The sequence below is a fragment of the Azospirillum fermentarium genome, assembly GCF_025961205.1.
GTDB classification, from domain to species: Bacteria; Pseudomonadota; Alphaproteobacteria; order Azospirillales; family Azospirillaceae; genus Azospirillum; species Azospirillum fermentarium.
The window spans coordinates 61,805-74,765 of the sequence record NZ_JAOQNH010000001.1; the positions used below are offsets into that span (position 1 = coordinate 61,805).

Below are 12,961 nucleotides of genomic sequence, written 5' to 3' on the forward strand. Positions count from 1 at the left end.
TCAAATTGATAGACTGTATGGCATCCATCCATCAGATGAATGAACGCCGGCTTGAAGATTATCCCCAGCCGCCGTACACCAGGACATTCAGCAAACCGACCGAGCCGGTATGAGACCCCGTTTCCCCTTCACGTCCGCCCGCATGGCCTGGGCGGGGCTTGGGCTTCGTACGCGTCTGACCGCGTTCCTGCTGCTGACCCTGCTGCCGCTGGTGGGGCTGGTCGCCGCCATGGTGGTGCAGGAGCGCGGCCAGAAGATCGAACTGGCGCGCCACGACACCTTTCTCTTCGCCGAACGGGGGGCGGTGCAGCAGGGCGAGATCTTGCAGCAGGCGCGCAGCGCGCTCCGGATGCTGGCCCTGATGCCCGAGGTGCGGCGCACGGTCCCCGGCCGGTGCCCGCAGATCCTGGCCCAGGCCGCCGGCCTCTACCCGTGGAGCGCCGGTTTCTCGGTGGCGGCTCCCGACGGGCGCCAGCTCTGCACCAGTTCCGGGATGCCCGCCCCGTCCATCGCCGACCGCGGCTATTTCCGGCGGGCGGTAGAAACGCGCCAGCTTGCCACCAGCGGCTTCATGCTCGGGCGTGTCAGCGGCAAGCCGCGCATGGCCGTGGCCCTGCCCGCCCTGGACGAGACCGGCGCGGTGGAAGCGGTGCTGATCACCGGCGTCGATCTGCAATGGCTGTCCGCCCTGTCCGCCGAGGTGGCGGAGGCGTCGGGCGGGGTGGTCACCGTGTTCGATGCCCACGGCACGGTGCTGGCCCGCGAACCCGATCCCACCGGCCTCACCGGACGGTCCATGACCAGCCACCCCCTGGTGCAGGAAATCATGGGACGGGGTGCCGGCGTGGCCGAAGGGACGGGGCTGGACGGGATACCGCGGATCACCGGCTTCGCCCCCCTGGGCGACAGCGGCGCCCGGATCACCGTGGGCGTGTCCCGCGACCGGACCGTCGCCGCGGTGGACCGCAAGCTGCTGCTGGGGTCGGGGGTGATGGTGGTTCTGGTGTTTCTGACCGTCATCGGCCTGTGGCTGCTGATGGACCGGCTGGTGCTGCGCCAGTTGCGTGGGCTGCTGGCGTCGGCGGAACGGCTGTCGGCGGGTGGATTCGACCCCAGCCATCCCTGTGCCCCCCATCACGCCGGGGAAATCGGCGAGGTCAGCCGCGCTGTCCACGCCATGGGGCGGACGCTGCAATCCATCGCGCTGAAAGACCCGCTGACCGGTCTGGGCAACCGCCGCTTTCTCGACGGCCATCTGGCCCGGCTGGGGGGTGCCGGCCCGCCGCCGGACGGGGCGGGCGTGGCGGTGCTCTATCTGGATCTCGACGGGTTCAAGCCCATCAACGACCGCCACGGCCACCCGGTGGGCGACGCGGTGCTGACGGAGGTGGGGACGCGGCTGCTGCGGTCCATCCGCGACGGCGACGTCGCCGCCCGGCTGGGCGGGGACGAGTTCGTGGTCCTGGCCCGCATCCTCCCGGAACCGGCGAGGGGCGCCGACGCCGGGTCGGGCAGCGCCATGGCGCTGGCCGCCCGGATCATCCATGACCTGTCGGTGCCGCTGACGGCGGGTGGGCTGGACCTGCACATCGGGTGCAGCGCCGGGGTTGCGCTGTGGCCCCGGCACCACCCCGACCCGGCCCAGGTGCTGCACGCCGCCGATCAGGCGCTCTATGCCGCCAAGAAGGCCGGGCGCGGTCAGGCCGTGCTGTGGCGGGAGGGAATGCCCGCATGAACCTCAACGCCATCGACCTCAACCTGCTGAAGGCGTTCGACGCGCTGATGGTGGAGCGGGGCGTGACCCGCGCGGCCCAGCGCATCGGCCTGTCGCAGCCGGCCATGAGCCACGCCCTGTCCCGCCTGCGCGACGTGTTCAAGGACGAGTTGTTCGTGCGCACGCCCGCGGGGCTGGAGCCGACCAACCGCGCCCGCGATCTGGCCGCCCTGCTGGAACCGGCGCTGGAGGGGGTGCGGGCCGCCCTCACCCTCGCCAGCGGCTTCGACCCCGCCACCAGCCACCGCACCTTCACCGCCGCCATGGCGGAATACGCCGAAATCGCGCTGGTGGAGCGGCTGACGGAACGCTTCGAACGGTTGGCACCGGCGGCGGCGCTGCGGCTGGTTCCCGCCACGTCCTCCGATTACGAGGGACAATTGGACCGCGGCTCGGCGGATGTGGCGCTGCTGCACCTGCGCGACTCACCGGTGCGGTTCGAGCGGCGGCCGGCGTTCTGCGACCCCATGGTGGTGATGGCCCGGCCCGGCAACCCATGGCTGGAGCAGCCGCTGACGCCGGCCCTCTACGCCGCCCTGCCCCATGTGCTGGTGTCGCCGCGGGGCACGGTGACCGGCGGCATGGACGAGGCGCTGGCCCAGCATGGCCTGAGCCGCCGCATCAGCCTGTTCGTCGGCACCTACATGGCCTTGCCGCTGGCCCTGGCGCGGTCGGATCTGGTGGCGACGGTCCCGGCCCACACCGCCCGGCGAATCGCCGCCATGGCCGGTTTGGACATCCACCCCCTGCCCTTTGCCCGCCGGTCGGAGGTGTCCATGGTCTGGCACCGCCGCTGCCGCAGCGACCCGGCGCAGGAATGGTTCCGGGAACTGATTCTGGAATTGGCCCCGGAGTCGTAACCCCCGGCATGACCCACAAACACCGACGGCAGGCGCGCGGGGGAGAACCCGCGGCCTGCCGTCGGTGTGCGGACCGCCCGTGACGGGCGTCCGGGATCAGATGCAGTGGTACTTCAGCGGGGCGAAGCCGTTGAAGCACACCGCCGAGTAGGTGGTGGTGTAGGCGCCCGTCGCATGGATGCGCACGCGGTCGCCGGCCTTCAGGTCCATGGGCAGGGCGTATTCGGCGCGCTCGTACAGCACGTCGGCGCTGTCGCAGGTGGGACCGGCCAGCACCACCTGTTCGCACTCCTCGGTGCGGTCGCCCAGCACCTCGATGGGGTACTGGATGGCCTCGTCCATGGTTTCGGCCAGACCGCCGAACTTGCCGATATCCAGATAGACCCAGCGCTTCACATCGCCCGCCGACTTGCGCGACACCAGCACCACTTCGCTTTCGATGACGCCGGCGCTGCCGACCATGCCGCGGCCCGGCTCGACGATGGTTTCCGGCAGGTGGTTGCCGAAGTGGCGGCGCAGGCTGTCGAAGATCGCCTGGCCATAGGCCGCCGATTCCGGCACGTCGCTGCGGTAACGGGTGGGGAAGCCGCCGCCCATGTTGATCATGCCCAGGTCGATGCCCAGGATCTCCAGCTCACGGAAGAGCTGCGCCACCTCGAAAATGGCCTTGTCCCACTGGGTCAGATCCTTCTGCTGCGAGCCGACGTGGAACGACACGCCCCACGGGGTCACGCCCAGCTCGCGCGCCTTGATCAGCAGGTCGCGGGCCATGGGCAGGTCGCAGCCGAACTTGCGCGACAGCGGCCACTCGGCACCCTCGCCGGAGGTCAGGATGCGGCAGAACACACGCGCACCGGGGGCGGCGCGGGCGATCTTCTCCAGCTCTTCGATGCTGTCGTAGGCGAACAGGCGCACACCCTTTTCATAGGCGGTGCGGATGTCCGCTTCCTTCTTGATGGTGTTGCCGTAGGAAATGCGGTCGGGCGTGCAGCCGGCGGCCAGCACCATGTCGATTTCCGGCACGCTGGCGGTGTCGAACGCCGACCCCAGACGGGTCAGCAGCGCCAGGATTTCCGGGGCCGGGTTCGCCTTGACCGCGTAGAAGATGCGGGCGTCGGGCAGCGCCTCGTTCAGCGCGCGGTAATTCTCTTCCACCACGTCCAGGTCGAGGACAAGGCACGGGGTCTGCGGGCGCTGTTCGTCGAAAAAGCGCGCAATCTTCTCGTTCATCTTCGTCTCCCGGACACAAGATGCTGGACGTAATTCGGGTGATGTGCAGACAAAAACGGAGCGGCCGAACGCGCCACGACGATCCGATAGGAACGGATCAGGCGTTCAGGCCGCCCATACTGGACTGCCGGGGACTGTTCAGACAGACGACAAGTCGAAGACGGGTGGGCTTCGGCCCACCGACAACAACATGAACCATCGTAACCTCCAAGTCGCCGCCTTGCTTAAGGGACGGTCGGGGATCACGCGTTACGTCGTTGCATAACCACATCTCGAAAAGACGAGGGGCGGGCCAGCGGCACGTGCGCTTGCGAGTTCGCGTTACATAGATCCAAAGGCCGGCGATGAAAAGAGGAAAATGCTCCACGCCCGAAAAAAATCCGCCCACCCGGCCACCCCTGTCACGAAACCTAAAAAGGACTGTCAAATCATGGACTTGACAAGCGACAGCACCACCGTGGGCACCGGCATCCGGCTTGTGGCCGCCGCGGCGTGCGGCATGGCGCTGGGACTCGACCGGGAGATGCGCCGAAAGGCGGCGGGCCTGCGCACGCTGACCCTGGTGTCGGTCAGTGCCGCGGCGACCACGCTGGTGGCGCTGTCGCTTTACCGCGGGGCACTGGAGGCCGGGCACAGCAGCGACATGGACCCCACCCGCGTGATCCAGGGGCTGGCCCAGGCCATCGGCTTCATCAGCGCCGGCGTGATGGTCCGCGCCGGGCTGTCGGTGCGCGGGGCCACCACCGCGGCGATGATCTGGATGGCCGGCGCGCTGGGAATCGCGTGCGGGGCCGGGCTGTTCGCCATCGCCGGCATCACGCTGGGGCTGACGCTGCTGGTCACGGTGGGGCTGACGCGGGTCGAGCGGCGGTTCTTTCCCCCCGACTCCGAGGGGGAAGAAGGTCAGGAGCGCACGAACAGGCGGTGAGCGGCGAACGCCACCAGCGACGCCAGGGCGATGGCCCCCATCATGGGCACGGCGGTGGCGTTGTTCAGATGCCCGACCACCATCCCCGCCAGCGCCGCCGCCCCCATCTGGATGAAGCCCAGCAGGGACGACACCAGCCCGGCCATGGTGGGATACGGCCCCACCGCCCCGGCCATGGCGTTGGGCAGGGTCAGGCCGGCGCCGATGTTGTAGACCGCCATGGGCAAAACAACGGCCAGCACCGACGGCGGCCAGCCCACGGCCAGCATCACCCCCGCCGCCCCGCCGGCCAGCGAAATCAGCGTGCCCAGCCGGATCATGCGCGCCACCCCCAGCCGCGCCGACACCCGCCCGGCGGCGAAGCTGCCCAGCATGTACCCCAGCGCCACCCCGCCGAAGCTGAGGCCGTAGAGGGCCGGCGACAGCCCCACCCCCCCGATCAGCACGAAGGACGAGGCGGAGAGAAAGGCGAAGATCCCGCCATAGGCCCCGGCCACCACCGCGGCATAGGCCAGGAACCGCCGGTCCCCCAGCACGCGGGCGTAATTGCCCATCAGCCGCCCCGGCCGCAGCGCATCCGCATCGCGGTGCCGGTTGGTTTCAGCCAGCAGCAGGGCCACGGCGACCAGCGCCCCCGCCCCCAGCCCCACCAGCGCCAGGAACGTGCTGCGCCACCCCACGTGCGCGGTCAGGAACCCGCCGATCATCGGCCCCACCGCCGGCCCCAGCGCCATGGCCATGGCAAGATAGGCCAGCACCGTCGCGGCCCGGTCGCGGCCATAGACGTCGCGCACCACCGCCCGTGCCACCACCGGCCCGCAGCTCGCCCCCAGCGCCTGCACGAACCGGGCGGCGACGAGCTGGTCCACCGTCTGGGCCAGCGCACACGCCGCGCTGGCCACCAGATACAGCACCACCCCGCCCATCAGCACCGGGCGCCGCCCGAAACGGTCGGACAGCGGGCCGTAGAGAAGCTGCCCCCCGGCAAAGCCGATCAAAAACACCGAGAGCGTCAATTGCACCGTGGCGATGTCGGTTCCGAACACCGTCACCAGCATGGGCAGGGAGGGCAGATAGAGATCGGTGGACAGCGGCCCGAAACCGACGAGCACCGTCAGCAGAACACGGATGACCAGGGAATCGGAACGGGGCATGGCCGGGCGGGAAAAACCGTACAGGGAGACTGACCATATCAGCCGAAATCATTTTGTCACCCCTGCCGCGGCGCAACCCACATCTGCCCCGCCGCCCGAGAAGGACACTTATAAGGACACACCCCCGAACCGCCGCCGGTAATCCGCCGGGGACGTGCCCAGCCGGGCGCGGAAATGGTGGCGCAGCGTGTCCGCCGACCCGAAGCCGCAGGCGGTGGTGACGTCCTCCACGCTCAGATCCGTGGTTTCCAACAGCTCGCGCGCGCGGGCCAGCCGTTCGGCGGTCAACCAGTCGCCCGGCGCCTGCCCCGTCGTCTCGCGGAAGCGGCGCAGGAAGGTGCGGCGGCTCATGCCGGCGGCCTCGGCCATGGAATCGACGCTCCACACCCGGTCCAGCCCGGCGCGCATCCGGTCCAGCAGCGGCCCCAGCCGCGCCCCTTCCCGTTCGGGAGGAACCGGACGTTCCACATATTGGGCCTGCCCGCCCTCGCGGTGGGCGGGGACCACCAGACGGCGGGCCACGCGGTTGGCGGCGGCGGCACCGTGGTCGGTGCGCACGATGTGCAGGCACAGGTCGATCCCCGCCGCGCTGCCGGCGGAGGTCAGCACGTCCCCCTCGTCCACATACAGAACGTCGGGGGCGAAGCGGATGGCGGGGTGAGCCTCGGCCAGACGCGCGGCGTAGCGCCAGTGGGTGGTGGCCCGCCGCCCGTCCAGCAGGCCGGTGGCCGCCAGCACGAACACCCCCGAACAGATGGACACCAGCCGCGCGCCGGCCCCGTGCGCCCGCCGCAAGGCACCCACCAGACCGGCGGGCACCGGGGTATCCGCCCCGCGCCAGCCGGGCACGATGACGGTGCCGGCCCCGTCCAGCACCTCCAGCCCGCCGTCGGCCACCAGCCGCACGCCGCCGGTGGCGCGCAGGGGGCCGGAGTCGCAGGCGGCCACGGCGAAGGAATACCAGCCCGCCCCCATCTCGGGCCGCGGCAGGCCGAACACCTCCACCGCGATGCCGAATTCGAAGGTGCACAGGCCGTCATAGGCCAGAACGGCCACACGGGGGTTGGGGGGCGGGATTGGCATGATCTTCACGGTAATCGGCACCGGCGCCAATGGTCAAGGCACGCCCCCGTCGCCACACTTCCCGCCGTTCCCCACCCTCCCTGCCGGACACCGACACCATGACCAACGCCGTGACCGAGATCCCCGCCGCCCCGCCTGCCGAAGCGCTGGCCCATTTCGAACGCCGTCTGTCGCTGGAAACCGACTGCGCCGACGTCAAGGCCGCCCTGGACGGTGCCGGGCCGGGCGGCGGCACCGGCTTCGTGCTGGTGGACGTGCGCGGACGGGCGGCCTTTGCCCGGTCCCACGTGCCGGGGGCCATCGGCATTCCCCACCGCGACCTGACCGAACGGCGGCTGGCGGCGTGGCCCATGGACACGCTGTTCGTGGTCTATTGCGCCGGCCCCCATTGCAACGGCGCCGACCGCGCCGCGGTGCGGCTGGCGCGGCTGGGCCGCCCGGTGAAGCTGATGATCGGCGGCATGGCCGGCTGGGCGGACGAGGGGTTCCCCTTCGCCGCCAACAGCTAGGCCACCGCCGACACGTCCTTGCCGTCGGGGCGGGCGCCGCCGGCCAGCGCGGTGTAGAGGCGCAGATACCGCTCCACCATGCCCTCCACCGACCCGCGACGGCGGGCGGCGGTGCGGCAATCCTCGGAATCCAGCGCCTCGCAGGCGGCGATGGCCTCGGCCATGGCGGGCACGCCGTCCACCAGAAAGCCGGTGGTGCCGTGCTGGATCACCTCGTCCAGGCCGCTGCCGGCGAAGGCCACGGCGGGGGTGCCGCAGGCCATGGCTTCCAGCACCGGGCGGGGATCGGCAGCACCGTCCCGTCCGCCGGCCAGCAGGCAGCGCGCCGACCCCAGCAGCCAGCGCAGGCGGGAAAAGCCCACCGGCCCCAGATAGCGGCGCACCCCGTCCAGCCGCGGGCGGATCTCGCCTTCGAAATAGCCGCGGTCCATCTCCGGCCCGGCGATGAGAAGCTGGATATCCGCCGCCGCCGCCGCGTCGAGGGCGCGGTGGAAGCCGCTGGCCGGCTCCACCGCGCCGGTGGCGACGGCAAAGCGTTTCTTGGGAACCCTGATCGCCAGCCGGTCCAGCGCCATGCCGGGCATGATGATCCCCGCCTTCAGCGCCCCGGCGGGCAGGGCGGCCAGCGGCCCCCGCGACGGGGCGGCGAACACGGTGCCGGGCCGCTCCACCCCCAGCGCTCCGGGGGGATAGGCGTCGGCGGGGGCGTACAGGGTCACCAGCGCCGGCACCTCGGGCGGGGGCAGGGTGTCGGCAAAGCCGGTGCCGTGCAGGTGGACCACATCCACCGGCACCCGCCGGACCATCTCGTCCACCAACGCCTTCTGGCGGCCCAGCACATGGCGGCGGGCGGCACCGGACAGGCCGGGGCGGGTGCGCGGCAGCGGCACCAGCGTGCCCGCCACCGCCGACCCGTCGCAGGCCAGCACCAGCGACCGGTGCCCGGCGCGCACCAGGGCGGCATCGAGCGCCAGCACCGTCTGCCCCGCGCCGCCGTCGAGGCCGGCGGCATCGCCGCCGGGCGTCAGGGGGGCGAAGGGATCCGCCACGGTCAGAACGGTCAGTGGCATGGCCGCCGCCCTCCTGTTCCCGTACCAGCGGCGCGCCGTTTGCCGTCGGATCTCATGCGGACGTCCCCTCCTTCCAAACCCGGTCTGCAAAACCTCTGTCTGCAAACGATGGTGCCGCCGCCCGTGTTCCGGGGGTGGGGAAAAGGGAAAATGGGTCATCCAGCGGCGTCACTCTCCCCCGCCCGTTGGTGGGGTCCGGCGCACAAGGTGGTGAGCGCCTGCGCCGTGTTGATCAGCGCGATGTGGGAAAAGGCTTGCGGGAAATTGCCCACCTGGCGCCTGGCGACGGGATCGTATTCCTCGGCCAGCAGGCCCACGTCGTTGCGCAGGGCCAGCAGGCGGCGGAACAGCCGCACCGAATCGCCCTGCCGTCCCTGAAGCAGGTAGTTGTCGGCCAGCCAGAAGGAACAGGCGAGGAACGCCCCCTCCCCCGCCGGCAAGCCGTCGTCGGTGCGTTCGCTGTCGTACCGCAGCACCAGCCCGTCGGCCAGGAGATGCCGTTCCACGGCATCCACCGTGCCGCGCACCCGCGGGTCGCCGGGGGGCAGGAACCCCACCAGCGGCACCAGCAGCAGGGCGGCATCCAGCCGGCGGGAGCCGTAGGACTGCACGAAGCTGCCCAGATCGGGGTTGAAGCCGTGCTCGCACACCTGGGCGTGGATGCGGTGGCGCAGGGCCCGCCAGCGGTCGAGCGGCCCGTCCAGGCCGAAATGCTCGATCCCCTTGACCGCCCGGTCCAGCGCCACCCACGCCATCACCTTGGAATAGGTGAAGTGCTCCGGGCCGCCGCGGGTCTCCCAGATGCCTTCGTCGGGCTCCTCCCAAACGGATTCCAGATGGTCCATCAGCACGCGCTGGAGGTGCCAGCCGGCCTCGCTGTCGTCCAGGCCGCTCTCCCGGGCCTGGTGCAGGGCGTCCATCACCTCGCCGAACACGTCCCATTGGCTCTGGTGGGCGGCGGCGTTGCCGATGCGCACGGGGCGTGATCCCTCGTAGCCGGGCAGCCAGTCCGCCTCCCATTCGATCAGGCGGCGTTCGCCGGCCAGCCCGTACATGATCTGCATCTGCTGCGGATTGCCGGCCACCGCCCGCAGCAGCCAGTTGCGCCACGACCGCGCCTCGTCGGTGTAGCCGGCGTTCATCAGCGCCAGCAGGGTGAAGGTGGCATCGCGCAGCCAGCAGAAGCGGTAATCCCAGTTGCGCACCCCGCCCAGCCGTTCGGGCAGCGACGTGGTGGGGGCGGCGGCGATCCCGCCGGTGGGGCGGTAGGTCAGCGCCTTCAGCGTCACCAGCGATCCCGTCACCGCGTCGGTCCAGGGGCCGCGGTTGGTGCAGCGGCCCGACCAGCCGCGCCAGAAATCCTCGGTGTCGGTCAGGGCCGCTTCGGCGTCGATCGCCTTGGGCGGGCGCTGGTGGGACGGGGCGTAGGTCAGGACGAAGGCCGCCCGCTCCCCCGCCGCGACGGTCAGTTCCCCCACCGCCGCCCCATCGGCGATGCTGTGGCGCACGGGGGCGTGGAGCACCAGCATGTCCGGCCCGGCCACCGCGCAGGCGTCGCCCTCCGCCGTGTGCGACAGCCAGGGATCGACGCGGCCATAGCCGAACCGCGGACGCAGCGTGCTGCGCACCGTCACCCGCCCGTGGCGCCCCACCACCAGCCGCACGATGTCCGACGCCGCCCCGCGCAGCGGCATGAAATCCACCAGCGTGACGCCGCCCCCGGCGGTGTCGAGGTCGGTTTCGAGAATCAGCGTGCCGGGGCGGTAGCGGCGCGATACCCGCACCACCGGATCGGCGGGGGCCACCTGCCAATGCCCGTGCTCCGGCCCGCCCAGCAGGGCGGCGAAGCAGGCATCGGAATCGAACCGCGGCCAGCACAGCCAGTCGATGGAGCCGTTCCGCCCCACCAGGGCCGCGGTTTCGCAATCGCCCAGCAGGGCGTAATCTTCCAGGCGCAGGGGCATCGGCGGGTCCGGGGGCAGTCAACGGGACGGATTCGTTCCATCAACTCCCCCAACCGGACGAAGGTTCCCCCTTTTGCGCCGCAAGCCCCCGGTTATTCCGCCGCGTGGCGGTGGATGTGGGACTCGGCGTGGGGCCGGGCGCCGGCGGCGTTCAGATATTCCATACCCATGCGGTCCAGCAGGGCCAGAACCTGTTCCGACTGACGTTTCAGGTCGCCGGCCAGCCGTTCGGCGGCGGCACGGTCACCGGATTCCAGCGCCAGCAGCACCTCGCGCCCCTTTTCGTGGACCAGACGGTGCGGCTCGGCCATGCGGCGGTAGGAGTCGAGACGCATGGTCTGCGGGTCGTTCACGTGATCGTACCAGCGGCCCAGACGGCACGAATGATGGGTGGACAGGTCGGCGGGCAGCATCTGGCGCTGGCCGCCCAGGGTTTCCATGATCTTGGTGACGAAGGCGACGTGATCGCTCTTCGCCAGATCGACGATGCGGCGCATGTCGTCGGTGCTGATGCGGTCGGCGTCGGCGGTGGTCATCACTTCGGCGTCGAAGCGGATGTGCAGCCCCTCGCCCGTGTTGGCCACGATGGTGCCACAGGCGGGGCGGCGGCCCGGCATGTCGATTTCAACGGGCGAGCCGGAATGGGCGTGCAGTTCGGTTTCCACGAAACAGCCGCATTCGGACAGGTCGCGCATCAGCCCCTTGGCCGTCTGGCCACCGCTGCGCACCTGGGTTTCCGACAGGGTGGGACGGCGGCGGGCCTTGCGGCGGTTGGCCATGTCGGACGAATTGCGGATGGCGCGGGCCAGCAGGGTGGGAAGCTGCACCAGCGCCTCGCGCATGCGGTCGGCGCTGCCGCCCACCGTCATCGCCACGCGGGTGGCGGAGCGGGTGTTGTTCATCACCTGCTCCATCATGCCGTTCACCTGCATGGTGTGGGCGGCGACCTCCTGCACGCTGCGGGCGATTTCCTGGGTGGCGGCGGCCTGTTCCTCGATGGCGGTGGAGATGGAGGCGTTGATCTCCTCCATATGGTGGACGGTGCCGGCCACCTCTTCGATGCCGGTGATGGCGGTTTCGGCCACCTGCTGGATGGCGGCGACCTTGGCGGCGATCTCGTCGGCGGAATTGGCCGACTGGTTGGCCAGATGCTTCACCTCGTTGGCGACGACGGCGAAGCCCTTGCCGGCTTCGCCGGCACGGGCGGCTTCGATGGTGGCGTTCAGCGCCAGCAGGTTGGTCTGGCTGGCGATGCTGCGGATGATGTCCAGAATGCTGCCGATTTCCTGGGCGGCGGTGCTGAGCTGGACCATCACCCCCTTGGCGCTGTCGCTGTTGGATACGGCGGTGCGGGCGGTCTCGGCCGCTTCGCCCACCTGACGGGCGATTTCACGGATGGCGGCGTTCAGCTCCTCCGCCGCCGAGGCGACGGTTTCCGCCGATCCCAGCGAGGTGGTTGCCGATTCGCCGGCCTGGATCACCGCATCCTCCACCGATTTGCACACGGTGTTCAGGTCGCCGACCGAGCGGTTCAGGTCGTCGGTGAAGCCCAGCACCGACCCCACCATGTCCGACGACTGGTGGTCGATGTTGTCCACCATGACGTCCACGCCGTGGACCCGCTCTTCCAGCATCTTGTCCCAATAGACCGACAGGGCCGCTTCCATGTCGAACATGATGGCGGAGCTGAGGGCCCGCTGCTGGCGGGCGATGTCGGCCAGGGCGCGGGCCGAGGTGAACATGCCCCCCTTGCTCTCGGCGATCGCGGTGATGAATTCGCCAAGGACGAAGCTGTAGGCCCCCATGTACCAGTTGGGCGACAGGCCGATGCGGTGGTGGGCCAGCCCGATGCTGCGCACCGAGGCCCAATATTCCTCGTCGAACCGTCCTTCGACCAGACGGCGCCAGTGGGCGGCCTGCGCCCGCTTGGCCGCCTCGATCCGCGAGGGATCGGAGAACAGCGCAGCCAGCGCCGGTTGTTGCAGGGTCCGGGCATAAAAGCGGTCCAGGATGCCGGGCATGATCCGGTCGATCAGGGGACGAAGCGGCTGCAGATCCTGCACCGTCCGGTCATCGAGACCGAAATAAACAGCGCGCGAGGAACGATCTTGCGCAGCCCGTAGATTTTCATTCGTGTGCGTCATCATCTTCATAGTCCCGCCGCTGACCCGGATACCCTTGCCCAACATTTTCCGTCATATGTCGATTTTTATATGCCACGCGATCTCATATGAAAAGCGTGTAAGCCTCGTTACATTCTCTTCATATGCGACCTCTTGTCGCCGGCCCCACACCTCGAAAAGAGTGGGCTGCACGCGGGAACCCGAGCCGCTGCCGTGGGTTATTCTCCGTGCCCCCGTCCGCCAGCCCCACCCGCGGGGGTGCCAGC

10 protein-coding genes are annotated in these 12,961 nt (G+C 70.2%); 4 read left to right on the forward strand and 6 right to left on the reverse strand.

Annotated features, from left to right (window positions below; genetic code table 11):
* Positions 1–109 precede the first annotated feature (109 nt).
* Entirely contained in the window at positions 110–1,735 is a 1,626-nt protein-coding gene (locus tag M2352_RS00305) for a GGDEF domain-containing protein (protein WP_264662524.1), read from the forward strand.
* Positions 1,732–2,634, forward strand: a complete 903-nt coding sequence (locus M2352_RS00310) for a LysR family transcriptional regulator (RefSeq protein ID WP_264662525.1) — start codon at positions 1,732–1,734, stop codon at positions 2,632–2,634. Before M2352_RS00305 ends, M2352_RS00310 begins: the two co-directional genes overlap by 4 nt.
* 96 nt (positions 2,635–2,730) lie before the next feature.
* Here M2352_RS00310 and M2352_RS00315 read toward each other — a convergent pair whose 3' ends face one another.
* A complete protein-coding gene (locus M2352_RS00315; protein ID WP_264662526.1) occupies positions 2,731–3,864 on the reverse strand; it encodes a type III PLP-dependent enzyme in 1,134 nt (377 codons plus the stop codon).
* A 430-nt stretch (positions 3,865–4,294) separates the two neighbouring features.
* Between M2352_RS00315 and M2352_RS00320 the strand changes: the two genes are divergently transcribed.
* Positions 4,295–4,792, forward strand: coding sequence for an MgtC/SapB family protein (locus tag M2352_RS00320; protein WP_264662527.1), 498 nt, complete (start codon positions 4,295–4,297; stop codon positions 4,790–4,792).
* Here the strand turns inward: M2352_RS00320 and M2352_RS00325 are convergent.
* Both M2352_RS00325 and ftrA read right to left on the reverse strand, forming a co-directional pair.
* Positions 4,768–5,946, reverse strand: a complete 1,179-nt coding sequence (locus M2352_RS00325; protein WP_264662528.1) for a multidrug effflux MFS transporter — start codon at positions 5,944–5,946, stop codon at positions 4,768–4,770. The genes M2352_RS00320 and M2352_RS00325 overlap by 25 nt on opposite strands.
* Positions 5,947–6,054: 108 nt before the next feature.
* A complete protein-coding gene (ftrA, locus tag M2352_RS00330; RefSeq protein ID WP_264662529.1) occupies positions 6,055–7,029 on the reverse strand; it encodes a transcriptional regulator FtrA in 975 nt (324 codons plus the stop codon).
* Positions 7,030–7,127: 98 nt separating this feature from the next.
* Between ftrA and M2352_RS00335 the strand changes: the two genes are divergently transcribed.
* Positions 7,128–7,538, forward strand: coding sequence for a rhodanese-like domain-containing protein (locus M2352_RS00335; RefSeq protein WP_264662530.1), 411 nt, complete (start codon positions 7,128–7,130; stop codon positions 7,536–7,538).
* Here the strand turns inward: M2352_RS00335 and M2352_RS00340 are convergent.
* From M2352_RS00340 to M2352_RS00350, 3 genes are all read right to left on the reverse strand, one after another.
* On the reverse strand, positions 7,535–8,608 hold the full coding sequence (locus tag M2352_RS00340) for a glycosyltransferase (RefSeq protein WP_264662531.1): 1,074 nt from the start codon (positions 8,606–8,608) through the stop codon (positions 7,535–7,537). The genes M2352_RS00335 and M2352_RS00340 overlap by 4 nt on opposite strands.
* Positions 8,609–8,763: 155 nt before the next feature.
* Positions 8,764–10,572, reverse strand: coding sequence for a glycoside hydrolase family 15 protein (locus M2352_RS00345; protein ID WP_264662532.1), 1,809 nt, complete (start codon positions 10,570–10,572; stop codon positions 8,764–8,766).
* A 92-nt stretch (positions 10,573–10,664) separates the two neighbouring features.
* Positions 10,665–12,725 carry a protoglobin domain-containing protein gene (locus M2352_RS00350; protein ID WP_319802006.1) on the reverse strand — a complete coding sequence of 687 codons (2,061 nt, stop codon included), beginning with the start codon at positions 12,723–12,725 and terminating at the stop codon, positions 10,665–10,667.
* Positions 12,726–12,961: the final 236 nt, after the last annotated feature.

Excerpts from the sequence above, each read along its gene's own strand:
- M2352_RS00350 (WP_319802006.1), bottom strand. The coding sequence starts at position 12,725 with ATGAAGATGATGACGCACACGAATGAAAATCTACGGGCTGCGCAAGAT.
- M2352_RS00340 (WP_264662531.1), bottom strand. The coding sequence starts at position 8,608 with ATGCCACTGACCGTTCTGACCGTGGCGGATCCCTTCGCCCCCCTGACG.
- M2352_RS00315 (WP_264662526.1), bottom strand. The coding sequence starts at position 3,864 with ATGAACGAGAAGATTGCGCGCTTTTTCGACGAACAGCGCCCGCAGACC.
- ftrA (WP_264662529.1), bottom strand. The coding sequence starts at position 7,029 with ATGCCAATCCCGCCCCCCAACCCCCGTGTGGCCGTTCTGGCCTATGAC.
- M2352_RS00345 (WP_264662532.1), bottom strand. The coding sequence starts at position 10,572 with ATGCCCCTGCGCCTGGAAGATTACGCCCTGCTGGGCGATTGCGAAACC.
- M2352_RS00310 (WP_264662525.1), top strand. The coding sequence starts at position 1,732 with ATGAACCTCAACGCCATCGACCTCAACCTGCTGAAGGCGTTCGACGCG.
- M2352_RS00335 (WP_264662530.1), top strand. The coding sequence starts at position 7,128 with ATGACCAACGCCGTGACCGAGATCCCCGCCGCCCCGCCTGCCGAAGCG.
- M2352_RS00305 (WP_264662524.1), top strand. The coding sequence starts at position 110 with ATGAGACCCCGTTTCCCCTTCACGTCCGCCCGCATGGCCTGGGCGGGG.
- M2352_RS00320 (WP_264662527.1), top strand. The coding sequence starts at position 4,295 with ATGGACTTGACAAGCGACAGCACCACCGTGGGCACCGGCATCCGGCTT.
- M2352_RS00325 (WP_264662528.1), bottom strand. The coding sequence starts at position 5,946 with ATGCCCCGTTCCGATTCCCTGGTCATCCGTGTTCTGCTGACGGTGCTC.